Below are 18,883 nucleotides of genomic sequence, written 5' to 3'. Positions count from 1 at the left end.
GGGGCCGGGAAGGGGGATTGCAGCGGCGCACGCCATTGACGCGCGGGGTGTTTCGGGCGAATGATCCACACCGGCCCGCACAGGAGAAACGCCATGATCCTTTCCGTTCCCCAGATGAGCTGCGGCCATTGCAAGGCCGCCATCGAATCGGCCCTGGCCGCCGTGGGTGCCAAGGCCGATTTCGACATGGAGAATCGTGAGGTTGAGGTCGAGGGCCTGCCCGAAGCCACGGTCCTGGCCGCGCTGAAGGCCGCCGGGTATGAGGCCGAGGTGATCGGCTAAGCCATCTCTGGGGGGGGCCACCGGCGCGCACCCAACCCCTTGGGGCCCTGCGGCCAAGCCGCGCAGAGCAGCGAATTCCCGCGCATTTCGTTGAATTTTCTTGCCTGCCGGCCTATCATGACGCGCAAATAAGAACGCGCGGACACCGATTCCGCGCCGAACAAGAGGCAGAGCAATGAAGAAATCCCTGCTTGTGGCGGCTTTCGTAGCACTGGGCGCGGCGCCCGCGCTGGCCGGCCCCATCGACAGCGCCTGTATGAAGGCCGGTCGCGCCGCCGACCGGGCGCTGTGCGGCTGCATCCAGCAAGTCGCAAACAGCACGCTGAGCCGGGGCGACCAGCGCAAGGCCGCCGCCTTCTTCAAGGACCCCCACAAGGCGCAAGAGGTGCGTCAGTCCAGCCGCCGCAGCGATGAGGCGTTCTGGCTGCGCTACAAGAATTTCGCCGCCACGGCCGAGGCTTATTGCGCGCGCTGAAGTGCCGCGACAAGCCCTGCGGCACGGGACTCGATCAGGTCGAGGCAGCCGTCGAAATCACGGGTGAAATAAGGGTCCGGCACATCGGCCAGGCCAGTGTGCGCGCCGGTGACCGTATCCTCCAGAAACAGCCGCAGCGCCGCGCGCGCCTGCGCGGGCGCGATCCGCGCCGCATCGCGCAGGTTCTGCCCATCCATCGCCAGAATCAGGTCGAAGTCGTGGAAATCGCGCGCCTGCAATTGCCGGGCGCGCAAGCTGGACAGGTCATAGCCCCGCGCCCGGGCCGCGGCCTGCATCGGGCCATAGGGCGGCTCGCCGACATGCCAGCCGCCGGTGCCGGCGCTGTCGGCATCGACAGTCAGGCCCGCGCAGGCGGCCAGATGGCGAAACACCCCCTCGGCGGCGGGGGAACGACAGATATTGCCAAGGCAGAGAAACAGGATACGCATGACAACAGGGTAACGCAGGGGGCGGGGATGGAAAAGATCGTCATTCTGACCGGGGCGGGCATTTCGGCCGAAAGCGGGCTGCGCACCTTCCGCGATGCGGGCGGGCTGTGGGAAGGCTACCGGATCGAAGATGTCGCCACCCCCGAGGCCTTTGCGCGCGACCCGGCCCTGGTACATGACTTCTACAACATGCGCCGCGCGGCGGCGGTCGCGGCCCGGCCCAATGCGGCGCATGCGGCGCTGGCGCGGCTGGAAGCGGCGGGCCGGCACGAGGTGCTGATCGTGACGCAGAATGTCGATGACCTGCATGAACGTGCAGGCTCGGCGCATGTGATCCACATGCACGGTGCGCTGGCGGGCGCGCTTTGCGCGGCCTGCGGGCACCGCTGGGCGGCCCCCGCGGTCATGGCCCCGCAAGACCCCTGCCCCGCCTGCGCGCGGCCCGCGACGCGGCCCGATATCGTCTGGTTCGGCGAAATGCCCTATCAGATGGACCGGATCTGGCAGGCGCTGCGGCAGGCGGATCTGTTCGTCTCGATCGGCACATCGGGCAACGTCTACCCGGCAGCGGCCTTCGTACAGGATGCCGCGCGCGCCGGGGCGCGCACGCTGGAGCTGAACCTGGAGCCATCGCTGGGCACGCGGGATTTCGACGACGCGCGGCTGGGTCCGGCAAGCCGGATCGTGCCGGACTGGGTGGACAGCTTGCTGCGGGCCTGATCGCGGCGACGGGGGGCGCTGCCCCCCGCCTTCCCGGCCCCTGGACGGGGCCGAAAGGCGCCCCCCGGGATATTTGGGCAAAGCCGAAGGGGCAGGCTTGGGGGGCGGGCTGGGGCCACCCCTTCCGGCGGCCCGCAGGATTGGTTTGGCAGGGCTCAGTTCGAGGGGGCGTGCATGTGCTTGGGCGGCATGTTCGCGGGCGCGCCATGCATGTGCTGCATCTGCTGGCCCATCGGCGCCCCGTCGCGCTGCAGGTCAACGGGGATGTCCACGACGACTTCGCCGGCCTGTTCGAAGGTCAGCGTGACGGTGACGACATCGCCGTGGTTCAGGCCCTGGCGCAGGCCCAGAAACATGACATGATCGCCGCCGCGTTGCAGGGCGTGGCTGGCGCCGGCGGGAATGACGAAACCTTCGGGAACGTGAAGCATCTGCATGACGCCCTTGTCATCGGCTTTGTGGGTGTGCAGCTCGACCCGGTCCGCAATGTCAGAGGCGGCCGCGATCAGCCGGTCATCGGCCGCGCCGGTATTTTCAATCTGCATGAACGCCGCGCCGGATTTCGACATGGCGGTCGAGACCCGGGCATAGGGGTCATGAACGGCGATACCTTCGGCAAAGGCAGGCAGGGCAAAGGCGACCGTCGTGGCGGCCAGAAGCGACTTGAGGAGGGACATTCCCGTCTCCTTGGATGATCTTTTGGTTGATTGGAACGAAGGGGGCGGATCAGGCCCGCGGCGGGTCACGGGCCCGGGCGCGCATCACCGCGCGCGAGTCGGGCGCGGCGGGTTCGGGCGTGACCAGCGCGGCGGCCTGGCCTTCGGGGCGCAGCGGAACAGAGGCTGGCCCCCCCACCGCAGCCATCATCCCAAGCACCATGTCGGGGCACAGATGCACCGGCCCGGTGGGCTGACCGCGTTCATCGACGCTGATCGTGGTCATGCCATAGCCGGTGCAGATCACGATTTCACCGGCAACGCGCGCCTGCCCCCGCGCGACGGCCATGGTCAGGCTCGTCGCCGCAAGGATCGCCGCGAAAAGAAGGGCGGCCGCGCTGCGGGCGTGACGTCGTGTCATGATCCACACATAATGCTTTGCGTCGGCCCATGGAAGGCCGCGCGGCACAAGGCCACGGGTGGGCGCAAGCAAAAGGCCCCGCCAGTGGCGGGGCCTTGCAAAAAGGTCGGCAATCGCGCGATCAGGCGGCGGCCTGGGCCTTGGCGATGGCTTTCTTGATCTTCAGCGCATTGACGGACAGTTCTTCGTCCCTGGCCTTGGCCAGGAACGCGTCCAGACCGCCGCGATGATCGACCGAGCGCAGGCCGGCAGCCGAGATGCGCAGCTTGAACGACTGGCCCAGCACGTCCGAGATCAGGGTAACTTCGTTGAGGTTCGGCAGGAAGCGGCGACGCGTCTTGTTGTTCGCGTGGCTCACGTTGTTGCCCGTCATCGGGCCCTTGCCGGTCAGTTCGCAGACGCGCGACATGGCATCAATCCTTCGTTTCCTTAGGGCGATTTGCCCGTCTTTTCCTAACATCAACGGGCGCCGCAACGGCAGCGCCCGGAATTCCGTTCGCGGGGGATACGGGGAAAGCGGCGCGCCGTCAAGCGATTCATCGCCGAAATCGCGCCCGCTTCAGCCCCGCAGCGCCGCAAGCATTTCGGCCGCCGCAGCCGCAGGCGCGGTGCGCCCCCCGGCCACATCCGCGCCCAGCGTTTCCATCCGCGCGCGGATCGCGGGGTCGGCGGTCAGGCGCGCCAGAAGGCCCTCGCGCACCTCGGCCTCGAACCAGTGGCGGGCCTGCTGGGCGCGGCGGCTGTCGAAATGACCGTGATCGCGGCGCCAGCGGGCCAGGGCCTGCATGTCGTCCCAGGCGGCCTTCAGCCCCTCTTCGGCCAGTGCGGACACCGGCAGCGCCCTGGGAAAACCCGCGGGGTCCTGCGGGCGCTTGCGCAACAGCCGCAGCGCGCCCGCGTAATCGGCCACGGTGCGCATCGCGGCGGGCTTCAGGTCGCCATCGGCCTTGTTGACCAGAATCAGGTCGGCCATTTCCATGATGCCACGCTTCACGCCTTGCAGTTCATCCCCGCCGGCGGGCGCCAGCAGCAGGATGAACAGATCCGACATGTCCGCCACCAGCGTTTCGGACTGGCCTACCCCCACCGTCTCGATCAGAACCACGTCATAGCCCGCCGCCTCGCACAGGCTGACGGCTTCGCGGGTACGCCGGGCGACGCCGCCCAGATGCGCCTGGCTGGGCGAGGGGCGGATAAAGGCGTTCGGGTCGCGCGAAAGACGTTCCATCCGGGTCTTGTCGCCCAGAATCGACCCGCCCGAGCGGGCCGAGCTTGGGTCCACCGCCAGCACCGCCACCTTCAGCCCCTGTGCCGTCAGCATCATGCCGAAGGCTTCGATGAAGGTGGATTTGCCCACCCCCGGCGTGCCCGACAGGCCGATCCGCAGCGCCTGCCGCCCCGCAGCCGCCAGCCGTTCCAAAAGTGCTGTGGCCTGCGCGCGGTGATCGGCGCGCCCCGATTCCACCAGCGTGATCGCCCGCGCCAGCGCCCGGCGGTCGCCGTTCAGGATGGCCGGGGCAAGATCGGTCGCGGGGGAATGGGCAGTCATGGGCAGGCCTTCACGCGAAAAAAATGACGAAACCGTCACCAATCGTGACGGCAGCACGGGTTTCTTGCCCGCTCTGGCCGGTATATGTCCAGAGCGAAGGTCCGAATTCACGAGGTCTGCCATGCTTTCCTTCCCCCGCACCGCACGTCATGGGCTGGCCGTTGCAATGCTGCTGACCGTGACGGGCCAGCCGGTGCTGGCCAATCAGACCGACAGCGGCACCTTTTCGCTGTCGCTGCGCGGTCTTCCGGCGGGCGAACTGAAGTTTTCGGGCACGGTCAACGCCACCAGCTATGCGGTGAACGGCACATTGCGCAGCACGGGCATCCTGGGGGCGGTGCGCAAGGTGCGCTATGACGCCGCCGTGCAGGGCAGCCATGCGCAGGGCCGGTTCACCCCGTTCAGCTATACCGAAAAGGCCGATACCTCCAGGCGGCAATCGGAATCGGTCATGGCCTACAAGGCGGGCGTGCCGCAGGTCGAGGTTTACAATCCCCCCCGCGCCCCCCGCCCCGGCGACATCGACCCGGCCACGCAGGGCGGTACCATCGACCCGCTGACCGCGCTGTTCGCCGTGCTGCGCGACGTGCCTGAGACCCAGGCCTGCACCTTTCGCGCCTTCATGTTCGACGGCCGCCGCCGCAGCCAGATCGCGCTGACATCCCCGCAACCCGCGGACGATGGCACCGTCACCTGCGCAGGCGAATACCGCCGCCTCGCGGGGTTTTCCGCATCAGAGATGGCCGAGAAGGTCAGCTTCCCCTTTCGCCTGACCTATGTGCCCGCAGGCGACGGACGGCTGCGGGTGCAGGAGGTGTCGATGGACACGCTCTATGGCAAAGGCCGGCTGAAACGGCGATAAGGCCGGGGTGAGTGACCGCCTGCCCATAGATGACGCGCTGCCCGCGCTGAAGGACGCCCTGACCCGGGCTGGCCGCGCCGTGCTGATGGCACCGCCCGGCGCGGGCAAGACGACACGCGTTCCGCTGGCGCTGCTGGATCAGGTCGCGGGCCGGATCGTGATGCTGGAACCCCGCCGCCTGGCCGCGCGCGCCGCCGCCGAACGCATGGCCGAAACCCTGGGTGAAGCCTTGGGCGCAACCGTCGGCTATCGCATCCGCGGCGAGGCAAAAGTTTCGAAATCCACCCGGATCGAGGTGGTCACCGAAGGCATCCTGACCCGAATGATCCAGTCCGACCCGGAACTTGCGGGCGTGGGGCTGGTGATCTTCGACGAATTCCACGAACGATCCCTGAACACCGATCTGGGCCTGGCGCTGGTGTGGGAGGCGCGCGGCGCCCTGCGCCCCGATCTGCAGCTGCTGGTGATGTCGGCGACGCTGGATGCCGAACCCGTCGCCGCGCTGCTGGATGATGCCCCGGTGGTGCGATCCGAAGGTCGCGCCTTCCCGGTGGACATCCGCTGGCTGGGCCGCCCCACCACCCCGGGCCTGCGCCCTGAGACCGCCGTGGCCGGCCTTGTTGAACAGGCCGTGGCGGAAACCGACGGCGGCGTGCTGGTCTTCCTGCCCGGCGAGGCCGAGATCCGCCGGGTTGAGGCCGCGCTCAAGGGCCGCCTGCCCGAAGGCACCGCGATCCGCCCGCTGTTCGGCGCGATGGATTTTTCCGCCCAGCGCGCCGCCATTGCCCCCGCCGCATCGGGGCGCAAGGTGGTGCTGGCCACCGCGATCGCGGAAACCTCGCTGACGATCCAGGATATCCGGGTAGTGGTCGATGCCGGCCGCGCCCGGCGCGCGCGCTTTGACCCCGGGTCGGGCATGACCCGGCTGGTCACCGAGCGCGTCAGCCGGGCCGAGGCCGAACAGCGCCGCGGTCGCGCGGGGCGCGTGGCACAAGGCATCTGCTACCGGATGTGGACCAGGGGCGAGGAAGGCGCGCTGCCCGCCTTTGCGCCCCCCGAAATCACCGTGGCCGATCTGGCAGGGCTTGCGCTGGAACTGGCGCTCTGGGGGTCGGACGGGTCTGACCTGGCCTTCCTGACCCCGCCGCCAGGACCTGCCCTGGCCGAGGCGCGGGCGCTGCTGGACAGCCTTGGCGCGCTGGAACACGGCCGCATCACCGCGCATGGCCGGGCGCTGGCCGCCCTGCCGCTGCATCCGCGCCTGGGCCACATGCTGGTGACCGCAGGCCCCGGGTCCGCGACGCTGGCCGCCCTGCTGTCCGAACGTGATCCGCTGCGCGGCGCGCCCGCCGATCTGGCCCTGCGCATCGCCGCCATCCGCGACCCAAGGGCGTTTGAACAGGATCACCCCCACCCCATCCATCGCGGCACCGTGGACCGCATCCGCGCCGAGGCAAAGCGCCTGTCGCGCCTGGTTCAGCCGCCCGCGCGCAGCTTCAGCCTGCCGGAAATGGCCGCGCTGGCCTATCCCGACCGCATCGGCCTGCGCCGCAAGGGCGATGCGCCGCGCTACATCCTGTCAGCCGGCAAGGGCGCGATCACGGCCGAGGGCGACCCGCTGGGCACCAGCCGCCTGATCGTCGCCACCGATCTGGACGGCGACCCGCGCGAGGCCCGCATCCGCCAGGGCATCGCCCTGCCCGATGCCAGCCTGCGGCACCTGTTCGGCCATGCGATCGGCTGGCATGATCTCTGCGAATGGTCCCGCCGCGAGGGCCGCGTGATTGCCCGGCGGCAAGAACGCTTCGGCGCACTGGTGCTGGAGGACCGGCACTGGCCCGACGCCCCATCCGCGGCGCTGGCCCGTGGCGCCCTGGACGGGCTGCGCCAGATCGGCCTGCCGCTGACCCCCGCCGCGCGACGCTTTCGCGCGCGGGTCGAACTGCTGCGGGCCCAGGGCGCCGACCTGCCCGACTTCTCAGACGAGGCCCTTCTGGCCCGCGCCGAAGACTGGATCTTGCCGCATCTGGCAGGCAAACGGACCGAGGCCGACCTGCGCGCGCTGGACCTGACCGAGGCGTTGAAAGACGCGCTTGACTGGGACCAGTTGCAACGGGTCAACCGCCTGGCCCCCAGCCATTTCGAAACGCCCCTGGGCCGGCGCGTGCCGATCGACTATGACGGCGCGGCGCCGGGCATCGAGGTCCGCCTTCAGGAACTCTTCGGCGTGACCGAACACCCGACCGTGGGTCCACGGCGCATGGCGCTGCGGATCACGCTTCTGTCGCCGGGTGGCAAACCGGTGCAGGTAACGATGGACCTGCCCGGGTTCTGGGCGACATCCTATGCGGATGTCCGCAAGGACATGCGCGGCCGCTATCCCCGCCATCCCTGGCCCGAAGACCCGCGCGAGGCCGATCCCACCCTGCGTGCCAAACCGCGCGGAGCCTGAGCAGCGCAGGGGGCGCTGCCCCCTCTTGGCTTCGCCAATTCACCCCCGGGATATTTGGACAAAGCCGAAAGCATCAGGAATTTCTTAACCAGAATCGGGCAAGGTCAGTGCACGGTACAGGCGGGGACGCCGATGACCGTCAAAGCCGAAGGCACCCGACTTGCCCGCCCCTCTGCGGATCAAGTCGGGTGTTTTTCGTTTGCCCTTCGGCTTTGCATAAATATCCCGGGGGGTGAGGCCACAGGCCGAGGGGGGCAGCGCCCCCCTGCCTTACTTGCCCAGACACCAGCGCATGACCGCCTTTTGCGCGTGCAGCCGGTTTTCCGCCTCGTCGAAGACGACCGAATGCGGGCCGTCCATCACCGCCGAGGTCACCTCATCGTTGCGATGGGCGGGCAGACAATGCATGAACAGCGCATCAGGCTTTGCCTCGGCCATCAGGGACTCATTGACCTGATACCCGCGCAGCTGGTTGTGGCGGCGTTCCTTGGCCGATTCCGGGTCATGCATGCTGACCCAGGTATCGGTCACCACCAGATCCGCGCCCTGCACCGCCTTGAACGGGTCGCGCTCGACCTCGACCTTCACGCCTTTGGATCGGGCAAAGTCGATCCATTCGCGCTCCGGGTCCAGCGGCGGCGGCCCGGTGAAGGTGAAGTCAAAGCCGAACTGCCCCGCCGCATGCAGAAAGCTGGCGCAGACGTTGTTGCCGTCGCCCGACCAGACCACCTTGCGCCCTGCGATGGGGCCGCGATGTTCTTCATAGGTCACGATATCGGCCATGATCTGGCAGGGATGGGTGCGGTTGGTCAGCCCGTTGATCACCGGCACGGTGGCGTGTTCCGCCATCTCCAGCAGGGTCTGCTCCTCGAAGGTACGGATCATGATCAGGTCGACATAGCGCGACAGCACCCGGGCCGTATCGGCGATCGTCTCGCCGTGGCCCAGCTGCATTTCCCTGCCCGAAAGCACCATCGTCTGCCCGCCCATCTGGCGCACGCCCACGTCGAAGGACACGCGCGTCCGGGTCGAGGGCTTTTCGAAGATCAACGCGACCATGTGTCCCGCCAGCGGCTGTTCATCATCGGGCGCCGCTTTCGGGCGACCGTTGCGGGCGTCTTTCATCACGCGGGCGGTGTCGATCATCGCGCGCAGATCTTCGGGCCGGGTCGTGTGGATATCGAGGAAATGGCTCATCGCTCTGGCTTTCGTGACGGGTGCCGGGACATGCTGCCCGGCTTTTCGGGATTGGAAGGAAAAGGGATCAGGGCCTTAAGGCAGCCGCGGCGCGATCAAGCCTTGCGACAGCTTCGACGATCTCATCATCCGTGATGTTCAGCGCGGGCAAAAGCCGCAGGACATTATCGGCCGCGGGCACCGTCAGCAGCCTCTGGTCATAGCCGGCCTGGACCACATCGGCGGGTGCGGCCCTGCATTTCAGCCCCAGCATCAGCCCCTGCCCGCGCACATGATCAAAAACGTCCGGATGCGCGGCGACAAGACCTTCCAGCTTCTGGCGCAGCAGTGCGGCCTTGCGGTTCACCTCGGCCAGGAACCCTGGGTCCGCGACGATTTCAAGCACCCGTGCCCCCACTGCGCATCCCAGCGGGTTGCCGCCATAGGTCGACCCATGCGTACCCGCCGTCATGCCCGCGGCCGCCTTTTCCGTCGCCAGCACCGCGCCCAGCGGAAAGCCGCCGCCGATGCCCTTGGCGATCATCATGATGTCGGGTGCGACACCCGCCCATTCATGCGCGAACAGCTTGCCCGTGCGGCCCATGCCGCACTGCACCTCGTCAAGGATCAGCAGCGCGCCGGTTTCATCGCACAGATCGCGCAGGCCCTTCAGGCACTGGTCCGGCACCGGCCGGATACCCCCCTCGCCCTGGATCGGCTCGATCAGAACGGCCGCGGTACGGTTGGTGACCGCCGCGCGCAACCCGTCATGATCGCCCCATTTCACCTGCCGGAACCCGGGCAGCAGGGGGCCGAACCCCCTGGTCATCTTTTCCGACCCCGCCGCCGCGATCGCGGCCGAGGACCGGCCATGAAACGCCCCTTCAAAGGTGACGATTTCGACCCGGTCGGGATCGCCCTGTTCATACCAGAACTTGCGCGCCATCTTGACGACCAGTTCCGCCGCCTCGGTCCCCGAATTGGTGAAAAACACCGTATCGGCGAAGGTCTGATCCACCAGCAGGTCGGCCAGGCGCTTCTGCCCGGGAATCTCATACAGGTTCGACACATGCCACAGCTTCGCGGCCTGCGCGGTCAGGGCCTCGACCAGCTGGGGGTTGGCATGGCCCAGCGCATTGACCGCGATCCCCGCGCCCAGATCCAGGTATCGGGTGCCATCCGCCGTCTCAAGCCAGCTGCCCGCGCCTTTCACGAAGGCAAGCGGGGCACGATTATAGGTGGGCAGGATGGAAGGGATCATCATGTGACTCCGAAAAGGGAAGGCCAAGGGGTGCAACAGGCCCGACGGGCTGTCAACGGTTTCGGCGGTTCTGCGCGGGATTTGGGCGGTGTGTGGCACGCGGCCACGGGTGATCGGACGTCAGGCGCGTCAGGCGCGGCGTCGGGGACGTCGGAAAAGGGCGGTCGATGCGATCATGTCCGTCCCCTAGCGCGCCCGCGCGCCCAAGTCAAAATCTTCCTGCTTCGGCTTTGTGAAAATATCCCGGGGGTGAATTGGCGCGCCCGCGCCAAGAGGGGGCAGCGCCCCCTTGCCCGCCAGCCGCAATCAGGGCTTCATCCGATAGCCCGAGCGCAGCCACGACCAGGCCAGACCCGAAACGATCAGGCAGGCCAATGCCACCACACCCAGCCCCTGCCAGGGCGAGGCGTCCGAAACACCGATGAACCCATAGCGCGCGCCGTCGATCAGGTAGAATACCGGATTGGCGTGGGTGGCGGCGCGAAAGGCCGGGGGCAGCGCCTCGACCGAATAGAAGGTGCCCGAAAGGAAGGACAGCGGCGTGACGACAAAATTGGTGATCGCCGCCATCTGGTCGAACTTGTTGGCCCAGATCGCAGCCAGCACGCCCAGCCCCCCCAGCAGCACCGCCCCCAGCACCACCCAGGCCAGCGCCCAAAGCGGGTGGGCCACCCCCTGCCCCACCACCAGCCACAGCCCCGCCGCGATCACCGCCGCCACCACCAGCGCGCGGGCCACCGAGCCGATCAGATAGCCCGCCAGAATCTCCCACGGCGCCAGCGGCGGCATCAGTGTGTCAACGATATTGCCCTGCACCTTGGCGATCACGATCGAGGACGACGTATTGGCGAACGCGTTCTGGATCACCGTCATCATCAGGATGCCGGGGGCCAGGAACACCAAATAGGACACGCCCATCACATCCGCCCGCCCCGCGCCAAAGGCCAGCGCAAAGACGGTCAGGAACAGGCCCGCCGTGATCAGGGGCGCCAGAACCGTTTGCTGCCAGACCGCCAGAAACCGGCGGATCTCGCGCCGGCCCAGCATCGCAAGGCCCAGCCAGTTCACCCGCCCGAAACGGCGCACCCCCATGTCGATCATCGCCCACCTCTGCGTTCGCGGCGCCGCAGGTCTAGCACCGGCGGGCGGGGCGGGCAATCGGGCGGGGGGGGCAATCGGGCGGGGCAGGCAGTCGGGCGGGGCGGGCGGGACATCCGGCATCTGCCGCGCCGGAGGTCCGGAAGCCGGGGCAGATGCGGCATCGGCGGACTGCGCGCCCTGAACTACTGCGGGCCTTGAAATCCGGGGGCCCGGCTTGTATCTCGGTACATCCCGATTAGATTGGGGCCAAGCGGCAAACCGAACCTGTGCCCGGCATGTCCGGGCCGGAAATGTTGAAAGGCAGTCCATGTCCTGGACCGATGAACGCGTCGAGACGCTTAAGAAGATGTGGGCCGAAGGCCAGTCGGCCAGCCAGATCGCCAAGGAACTGGGCGGCGTGACGCGCAATGCGGTGATCGGCAAGGTGCATCGTCTGGGCCTGTCGAACCGCGTCGGCGGCCCCGGCGAACCCGCAGCGCCGGCCCCGGCGGCACCGCAAGCGGCGGCGCCTGTGGCCAAGCCCGCCCGCCCCGCCGACCCCGCCCCAGAAGCCGCGGCGCCGCAGGCCCGCCCGGCCCCGGCCGCAGCGCCCGCCCCCCCCAGGCCCGCGGCCCAGCCGGCGCAGGCCGCCCCGATCAGCACCGCCCCCAAGGCGCCCGAACCCGCCGCGCCGTTGCGCCGCGCGATCATTCCGGCAGGCCAGCCGCTGCCGCCGCAGCCTTCGGCCAATGAAATCAGCCCCGAGGCGCTGGCCAAGGTGGGCGAGGTCGAAAAGCGCGCCCGCAAGATCAGCCTGATGGAACTGACCGAGCGCACCTGCAAATGGCCGATCGGCGACCCGGCGACCGAACATTTCTGGTTCTGCGGCCTGCCCAGCCAGCCCGGCAAACCCTATTGCGAGGCCCATGTCGGCGTTGCTTTCCAACCGATGAGCGCGCGCCGCGACCGGCGGCGCTGACCGGGCAGCACCGACAGGCGACGGGGCCTTGCCCCCGCCGACCGCCCCGGACCCTGTCCGACCCCAAGGAAAGCGGGACCGTTTCGGTCCGCTTTTTCATTCAGAGGCCGCAATGACCACCAACCCCCCGAACCTTCGCCCCGATCTGGCGCCCGCGCCGGTGTTCGACAGCGCGCGCCGCGCCGGGCAGCCAACGATCGGGATGGTCTCGCTGGGGTGCCCGAAGGCGCTGGTTGACAGCGAACGCATCCTGACCCGGCTGCGCGCCGAAGGCTACGCGATCAGCCCCGACTACAAGGGCGCCGATGCGGTAATCGTGAACACCTGCGGGTTTCTGGACAGCGCCAAGGCGGAAAGCCTGGAAGCCATCGGCGAGGCGTTGCAGGAAAACGGCAAGGTCATCGTTACCGGCTGCCTGGGCGCCGAACCCGACTACATCACCGGTGCCCATCCCAGGGTGCTGGCCGTGACCGGGCCGCATCAATACGAACAGGTGCTGGACGCGGTCCATGCCGCCGTACCGCCCGCGCCCGACCCGTTCATCGACCTGCTGCCCGCGACCGGGATCAAGCTGACCCCGCGCCATTTCAGCTATCTGAAAATATCCGAAGGCTGCAACCACAAGTGCAAGTTCTGCATCATCCCCGACATGCGCGGCCGTCTGGTCAGCCGCCCTGCCCATGCCGTTCTGCGCGAGGCCGAAAAGCTGCTGGATGCCGGGGTGCGCGAGCTTTTGGTGATCAGCCAGGACACCTCGGCCTATGGGGTGGACCGCAAGCACGACCTGTCGCCCTGGAAAGACGGCGAGGTGCGCGCCCACATCACCGATCTGGCGCGCGAACTGGGCCATCTGGCGCAGCCTGCGGGTGCCTGGGTGCGGCTGCACTATGTCTACCCCTACCCACATGTGCGCGACCTGATCCCGCTGATGGCGGACGGGTTGATCCTGCCCTATCTGGACATCCCGTTCCAGCACGCCCATCCCGATACGCTGCGGCGCATGGCCCGGCCCGCCGCCGCGGCAAAGACACTGGATGAAATCGCCGCCTGGCGCCGCGCCTGCCCCGACATCACGCTGCGCTCGACCTTTATCGTGGGCTATCCCGGAGAGACCGAAGAAGAATTCCAGACCCTGCTGGACTGGCTGGACGAGGCGCAGCTGGATCGCGTCGGATGCTTTCAGTATGAAAATGTGGCGGGCGCCCGCTCAAACGTCCTGCCCGACCATGTGCCCGATGCCGTCAAGCAAGAACGCTGGGACCGCTTCATGGAAAAGGCGCAGGCCATTTCCGAGGCGAAACTGGCCGCCAAGGTGGGGACGATCCAGCAGGTGATCGTGGATGGGGTCGATGACGAAGGCGCAACCTGCCGGACCCGCGCCGACGCCCCCGAGATCGACGGCAACCTGTTCATCGATGACGGGTTCGAAGGGCTGGCCCCCGGCGATATGGTTACCGTCGCGGTTGAAGAAGCGGGGGATTATGACCTGTGGGGCCGTCTGGCCTGACAAGCGCGCGAAAATCCGCCGGACTTAACGGTTTGTCATGAAATTTCCGCAAGCATGGCTGAACTTGGCCGCGAATCCGGTTTACACACGCGGCAGTTGTCAGTTCAAGGGGGGCTGGGTGCGGCGTTTCAAGGAAATTCTCATTCTGATCGCAACTGGCTGGATGTTCGCGGGCGCCGCGCCGGCGCTGGCGGTCAGCTGCGGCGGCGCCCCGGCCGAGGTGACGCGCGCCATGATCCAGATGGTGAATGCCGAACGCAAGCGCGTCGGGCTGCCCGCGCTTGGCCATGACAGAAAACTGGACAAGGCCGCCCAGTCCCATGCCTGCGACATGGCGCGGCGCGGCTTCTTTTCGCACAACGGCCCGGGCGGGTCCACGCCCAGGACGCGGGTGAAGAAAGTCGGCTACAAGACCTGCCTGACGGCCGAGAACATTTCGTTCGGGTGGCGATCGGCGGAACAGGTAATGCAGGATCTGATGCAATCCAAGGGCCACCGCGACAACATCCTGCGCCGCAACGTAGGGGAAATCGGCATTGGCTATGTGCCGCGCACCGGCAACCAGGGTCCCTGGTGGGTGCAGGTTTTCGCCAAACCCTGCCGGGGCTGATGCCCGGGGCTGGACCGCGCCCCGCGTCGGGCGATTTTGCAACATTTCCCTTTACGAAATCGTCTCGTGCATCACATCAGCGCAGAAGCGGTTGACTCTGCCGACAGCATCTGAACCTTTCGGTTCAGTATTCGCCAGAAGGCGCGCGCCGCGCTGGCAGTATGTGTTTAAACGGGATTCAGGGGCCAACATGATCAAACGTCTCATCATCGCTGTCATCCTTCTGGGGATCATCGGCGGCGGCATCGTCGGGTTCAACCTGTTCCGTTCAAAGATGATCGCCGATTTCTTCGCCAACATGCCCGTGGCCCCGGTAACCGTATCCATCACCGAGGCGCAGCCGCAGCGTTGGCAGCCGGGCCTTGATGCGATCGGCACCGCGCGGGCCGCACAGGGCGTCGACCTGGCGGTCGAGGCTGCCGGCATCGTGCGCGAGGTCGCCTTTTCCGCCAATGACCGTGTCGAAGAGGGGCAGGTTCTGCTGCAGATCGACGACCGGACCGAACGGGCGGATCTGGCCGCGGCGCAGGCGGCGCTGGAGCTGGCCGAAACCGCGCTGACGCGGGTGCGCGAACTGCGCGAACGCGGCGTTTCAGCCACCACCACGCTGGATCAGGCCGAGGCCGAGGCGGTGTCGGCCCGCGCCACCGTGGCCAAGCTGAACGCGGTTCTGGAAACCAAGCGCCTGACCGCACCGTTTTCCGGCGTGATCGGCATTCCGCAGGTGGAACCGGGGCAGTTCGTCACCCCCGGCACCGTCTATGCCACGCTGCAGGATCGCGACCGGATGCGCGTCGATTTCACGCTGACCGAACAGCAGGTGGGCCTGGTCTCGGCGGGGCAGCCGGTGACCGTCGTGTCCGAGGTGGGCGATCTGGTGCTGACGGGCAAGGTTACGGGGATCGAGCCCAAGATCGACCCGAATTCGCGCCTGGTGACGATCCGCGCCGATGTTGAAAACGCCGAAGACCGCCTGACGCCGGGCCAGTTCCTGCGCGTCACCGTCGCCCTGCCCGCCGAAGACGGGGTGATCGCGCTGCCGCAAACGGTAGTTAGTTCAACGCTTTACGGCGATTCTGTCTATGTGGTTCGCGCTGGCGACACGGCGGACGCGCCCGAAAAGGTGGAACAGGTCTTCGTGCGTCTGGGCCGGCGGTCCGGCGCGCTGGTGGAACTTGTCGAGGGGGTGCAACCCGGCGACCGGGTGGTCAATGCGGGGCAGAACAAGCTGACATCTGGTGCGACGGTGGTCATCGACAATACCGTGTCGCCTGACACCGCGACCGGCAACTGAGGCGCGTGCGATGCATTTTACCGAACTTTTCATCCGCCGCCCGGTCCTGTCCACCGTCCTTGGCGCCTTCATGCTGCTGCTGGGGTTCCAGGCGGCTTTCAACCTGCCCGTCCGGCAATATCCCGAGGTCGAGGAAACCGTGGTGACGATCACCACGATCTATCCCGGCGCCGCGCCCGAACTGATCCAGGGCTTCATCACCGCCCCCATCGCCGCCGCCGTGGCGACGACGGAAAACATCGACTATGTCACCTCGCAATCGCGGCCCTCGGCTTCGGTCGTGTCGGTGCAGATGCAGCTGGGCGCCAACCCCGACGTGGCCCTGACCGAGGTTCTGGCCAAGGTGCAGCAGGTCCGCGGCCAGCTGCCGGGCGAGGCCGAGGACCCGGTGATCGTCAAGGGCACGGGGATGCAGTTCGCGCTGATGTATCTGGCCGCACAAAACCCCAACATGACCCCGGAACAGCTGACCGAATATCTGGAACGCGTAATCCGCCCGCGCATGTCCACGATCCCGGGTGTCGCTGAAATTCAGGTGATCGGCGCGTCCAATTATGCGATGCGGGTCTGGATCGATCCGCTGAAGCTGGCGGCGCGCGGCGTAACCGCATCCGAGGTTCTGGCCGCGATTCGCGCGTCGAACTTCCTGTCTGCGCCGGGCAAGACCGAAAACGAATTCGTTGCCCAGTCGATCACGCTGAAATCCACCCTGCAGACATCCGAGGCGTTCGGCGCGCTGCCGATCCGGGCCACGGGCGATGCGGTGGTGCGGCTGCGCGATGTGGCACAGGTCGAACTCGCTTCGGACCAGTCGGGCGAGATCGTCACCTTCAACGGCCAGCCCGGCACCTTCATTGGCGTCTTCCCGACACCGGCCGCCAACCCGCTGGACACGGCCGCGGCGGTGGTCGCCGAACTGCCGCGCATCAATGAAACCCTGCCGCAGGGCATGAAGATCGAGCTGGTCTACGATTCGACCGAGACGATTTCGGCCTCGATCACCGAGGTGTTCAAGACCATCGCCGAGGCGGTCGCGATCGTGGTGGTGGTGATCCTGCTGTTCCTTGGATCCTTCCGGTCGGTGCTGATGCCGATCGTCACCATCCCGCTGTCGCTGGTGGGGGTGATGGCGGTGCTGCTGGCGCTGGGCTATTCGATCAACCTGCTGACGCTGCTGGCGATGGTGCTGGCGATCGGGCTGGTGGTCGATGACGCGATCGTGGTGGTCGAAAACATCCACCGCCATATCGAAGACGGCATGAAGCCCCTGCCCGCCGCGGTAAAGGGCATGAAGGAAATCACCGGCCCGGTCATCGCCATGACGATCACGTTGGCCGCGGTGCTGGCGCCGCTGGCCTTTACCGGCGGGCTGACCGGGGCGCTGTTCACCGAATTCGCCTTTACGCTGGCGGGGGCGGTGATTCTGTCGGGGATCATCGCGCTGACGATCACGCCGATGATGTCGGCGCGCCTTTTAAGCCACGGCACCACCTCGCGGTTCCAGCGCTGGGTGGACCGCAAGTCCGACTGGCTGGCGGGCTGGTATGGGCGGCGCGTGGGGTCGTCGCTGGATTACCGGCCGGTCACGGTGCTGATCGTGGCGGTGCTGGTGGGGGTGACGGGGTTCATGTTCGTCAACACCTCGACCGAGCTGGCCCCGGAAGAGGATCAGGGCGCGCTTTTCGCCTTCCTCAACGGGCCGCGCTATGCCACCGACGATTACACGCAGATGTATATCGACCGGGTCGAGGCGATCACCGGCGACATGGAAGAGGTGCGAACCGACTTTTCCATCGCGGGCTTCGGTGGCCAGGGCAATACCGGCATTTATATCTGGGCGCTGAAGGACTGGGCCGAACGCACCCGCAGCCAGAAAGAGATCCAGCAGGACATCCAGGCAAGCCTGAACAGCGTGCCAGGCGTGCAGGGCTTTGTCTTCGCGCCCCCCACCCTGCCGGGGACGGGCGGCGGCCTGCCGATTTCCATGGTGATCCAGTCGATCCACGCCCCCGACCGCGTGGCCGAGGTGGCAGACCAGATCAAGGCGCGCGCGCAGGCGACGGGCAAATTCATCATCGTCCAGAACTCGCTGGCCTTCGATGCGCCCGAGGTTCGGGTGACAATCGACCGCGACCGGGCCGCCACGCTGAACGTGCCGGTGGCCGAAATCGGCGCGACGCTGGGCCTTTTGGTGGGCGGCGGTGCGGTGGCGCAGTTCGACCGGGATTCCAACAGCTATGACATCATCTCTCAGGTCCCGCGCGACTTCCGCGCCAATCCCGAACAGCTGGGCAGCTTCTTCGTGCGCGCCGCGACCGGCGAAATGGTGCCGCTGTCCTCGGTCGTGACGATCGACACCGGCGTCGCCGCCGCCTCGGTCGAACAGTTCAACCAACTGAATTCCGCCACTATCTCGGCGCTGCCGCTGCCCGGTCAATCAACCGGCGACGGCCTGGCCGAAATCGAACAGATCGCGCGTGAGGTGATGCCCGACGGTTTCTTCATCGACTATTCCGGCCAGTCCCGGCTGGAGGTGCAGCAGGGCAACACCATCCTGATCGCCTTTGCCGCGGCGGTGGTGGTGATCTATCTGGTGCTGGCCGCGCAGTTCGAAAGCTTCCGCGACCCGTTCATCATCCTGATGTCGGTGCCGCTGACGATCTTCGGGGCGGTGCTGCCGCTGAACCTTGGGCTGGGGACGCTGAACATCTACAGCCAGGTGGGTCTGATCACACTGATCGGGCTGATCACCAAGCACGGCATCCTGATGGTGGAATTCGCCAACCAGCAGCGCGAGGACCACGCCCTGACCCGGCGCGAAGCGATCGTTGAGGCCGCCAAGATCCGCCTGCGGCCGATCCTGATGACGACGGCGGCGATGGCGCTGGCAGTGGTGCCCTTGATCATCGCGGAAGGCGCAGGCGCCGCCGCCCGGCAGGCGATGGGCGTCGTCATCTTTGCCGGGCTGCTGGTGGGCACCATGTTCACGCTGTTCGTGGTGCCGATGTTCTACACCTTCATCTCGCCGTCCGACAAAGCCTGGCGCGCCGCGCGCGAAGCCAGGCTGGCCGCGGGCTGACCCGCAGTCCCTGAACCATGGCCCCCCGTCG

Annotated in this window: 18 protein-coding genes; 10 read left to right on the top strand and 8 right to left on the bottom strand. The window is 67.3% G+C overall.

Features of this window, described 5'->3' with window-relative positions; translation table 11 throughout:
• Positions 1 to 93 precede the first annotated feature (93 nt).
• Positions 94 to 282 carry a heavy-metal-associated domain-containing protein gene (locus ACK8OU_RS00200; protein WP_250039980.1) on the top strand — a complete coding sequence of 63 codons (189 nt, stop codon included), beginning with the start codon at positions 94 to 96 and terminating at the stop codon, positions 280 to 282.
• Positions 283 to 457: 175 nt separating this feature from the next.
• Positions 458 to 757: a hypothetical protein gene (locus ACK8OU_RS00195; protein WP_250039982.1), complete on the top strand. Its 300-nt coding sequence runs from the start codon at positions 458 to 460 to the stop codon at positions 755 to 757.
• Here the strand turns inward: ACK8OU_RS00195 and ACK8OU_RS00190 are convergent.
• Entirely contained in the window at positions 742 to 1,206 is a 465-nt protein-coding gene (locus ACK8OU_RS00190) for a low molecular weight protein-tyrosine-phosphatase (protein WP_410301322.1), read from the bottom strand. The two genes, ACK8OU_RS00195 and ACK8OU_RS00190, sit on opposite strands and share 16 nt — an antisense overlap.
• Before the next feature lie 27 nt (positions 1,207 to 1,233).
• On the opposite strand from ACK8OU_RS00190, the gene ACK8OU_RS00185 reads away from it, so the two are divergent.
• On the top strand, positions 1,234 to 1,926 hold the full coding sequence (locus ACK8OU_RS00185; protein WP_410301321.1) for an NAD-dependent deacylase: 693 nt from the start codon (positions 1,234 to 1,236) through the stop codon (positions 1,924 to 1,926).
• Between the two features lie 155 nt (positions 1,927 to 2,081).
• On the opposite strand, the gene ACK8OU_RS00180 is transcribed toward ACK8OU_RS00185, so the two are convergent.
• The 4 genes from ACK8OU_RS00180 to meaB all read right to left on the bottom strand — a co-directional run bounded on the left by ACK8OU_RS00180 (position 2,082) and on the right by meaB (position 4,552).
• A complete protein-coding gene (locus ACK8OU_RS00180; protein ID WP_410301320.1) occupies positions 2,082 to 2,603 on the bottom strand; it encodes a copper chaperone PCu(A)C in 522 nt (173 codons plus the stop codon).
• Between the two features lie 49 nt (positions 2,604 to 2,652).
• Positions 2,653 to 3,003 carry a hypothetical protein gene (locus ACK8OU_RS00175; RefSeq protein WP_410301319.1) on the bottom strand — a complete coding sequence of 117 codons (351 nt, stop codon included), beginning with the start codon at positions 3,001 to 3,003 and terminating at the stop codon, positions 2,653 to 2,655.
• A 121-nt stretch (positions 3,004 to 3,124) separates the two neighbouring features.
• Positions 3,125 to 3,412 carry a 50S ribosomal protein L28 gene (gene rpmB / locus ACK8OU_RS00170; RefSeq protein ID WP_410301318.1) on the bottom strand — a complete coding sequence of 96 codons (288 nt, stop codon included), beginning with the start codon at positions 3,410 to 3,412 and terminating at the stop codon, positions 3,125 to 3,127.
• Positions 3,413 to 3,562: 150 nt separating this feature from the next.
• On the bottom strand, positions 3,563 to 4,552 hold the full coding sequence (gene meaB / locus ACK8OU_RS00165; RefSeq protein WP_410301317.1) for a methylmalonyl Co-A mutase-associated GTPase MeaB: 990 nt from the start codon (positions 4,550 to 4,552) through the stop codon (positions 3,563 to 3,565).
• Positions 4,553 to 4,673: 121 nt separating this feature from the next.
• On the opposite strand from meaB, the gene ACK8OU_RS00160 reads away from it, so the two are divergent.
• Together ACK8OU_RS00160 and hrpB are read left to right on the top strand one after the other, a co-directional pair.
• Complete coding sequence (locus tag ACK8OU_RS00160; RefSeq protein ID WP_410301316.1) at positions 4,674 to 5,414, top strand: DUF3108 domain-containing protein; 741 nt, start codon at positions 4,674 to 4,676, stop codon at positions 5,412 to 5,414.
• A gap of 7 nt (positions 5,415 to 5,421) precedes the next feature.
• A complete protein-coding gene (gene hrpB, locus ACK8OU_RS00155) occupies positions 5,422 to 7,866 on the top strand; it encodes an ATP-dependent helicase HrpB (RefSeq protein WP_410301315.1) in 2,445 nt (814 codons plus the stop codon).
• Positions 7,867 to 8,136: 270 nt separating this feature from the next.
• Here the strand turns inward: hrpB and argF are convergent, their stop codons facing one another.
• The 3 genes from argF to ACK8OU_RS00140 all read right to left on the bottom strand — a co-directional run bounded on the left by argF (position 8,137) and on the right by ACK8OU_RS00140 (position 11,395).
• The gene (argF, locus tag ACK8OU_RS00150) at positions 8,137 to 9,063 is read right to left on the bottom strand and encodes an ornithine carbamoyltransferase (protein ID WP_410301314.1); all 927 of its coding nucleotides are present in this window, start codon (positions 9,061 to 9,063) and stop codon (positions 8,137 to 8,139) included.
• A gap of 67 nt (positions 9,064 to 9,130) precedes the next feature.
• Positions 9,131 to 10,303, bottom strand: a complete 1,173-nt coding sequence (locus tag ACK8OU_RS00145; protein ID WP_410301313.1) for an aspartate aminotransferase family protein — start codon at positions 10,301 to 10,303, stop codon at positions 9,131 to 9,133.
• Positions 10,304 to 10,609: 306 nt separating this feature from the next.
• Positions 10,610 to 11,395, bottom strand: a complete 786-nt coding sequence (locus ACK8OU_RS00140; RefSeq protein ID WP_410301978.1) for an ABC transporter permease — start codon at positions 11,393 to 11,395, stop codon at positions 10,610 to 10,612.
• 316 nt (positions 11,396 to 11,711) lie between these two features.
• On the opposite strand from ACK8OU_RS00140, the gene ACK8OU_RS00135 reads away from it, so the two are divergent.
• From ACK8OU_RS00135 to ACK8OU_RS00115, 5 genes are all read left to right on the top strand, one after another.
• Positions 11,712 to 12,362, top strand: coding sequence for a GcrA family cell cycle regulator (locus ACK8OU_RS00135; protein ID WP_410301312.1), 651 nt, complete (start codon positions 11,712 to 11,714; stop codon positions 12,360 to 12,362).
• Positions 12,363 to 12,474: 112 nt separating this feature from the next.
• Positions 12,475 to 13,869 (top strand): 30S ribosomal protein S12 methylthiotransferase RimO, encoded by a 1,395-nt coding sequence (gene rimO / locus ACK8OU_RS00130; protein WP_410301311.1) that lies wholly within the window; start codon positions 12,475 to 12,477, stop codon positions 13,867 to 13,869.
• 118 nt (positions 13,870 to 13,987) lie between these two features.
• Entirely contained in the window at positions 13,988 to 14,479 is a 492-nt protein-coding gene (locus ACK8OU_RS00125) for a CAP domain-containing protein (protein WP_410301310.1), read from the top strand.
• A 190-nt stretch (positions 14,480 to 14,669) separates the two neighbouring features.
• Positions 14,670 to 15,773, top strand: a complete 1,104-nt coding sequence (locus ACK8OU_RS00120; protein WP_410301309.1) for an efflux RND transporter periplasmic adaptor subunit — start codon at positions 14,670 to 14,672, stop codon at positions 15,771 to 15,773.
• Positions 15,774 to 15,783: 10 nt separating this feature from the next.
• A complete protein-coding gene (locus ACK8OU_RS00115; protein WP_410301308.1) occupies positions 15,784 to 18,852 on the top strand; it encodes an efflux RND transporter permease subunit in 3,069 nt (1,022 codons plus the stop codon).
• Positions 18,853 to 18,883 lie beyond the last annotated feature (31 nt).

This window comes from Pontitalea aquivivens (assembly GCF_046507575.1).
Classification (GTDB): domain Bacteria; phylum Pseudomonadota; class Alphaproteobacteria; order Rhodobacterales; family Rhodobacteraceae; genus Pontitalea; species Pontitalea aquivivens.
This window is presented reverse-complemented; position numbering and strand designations above follow the sequence as displayed.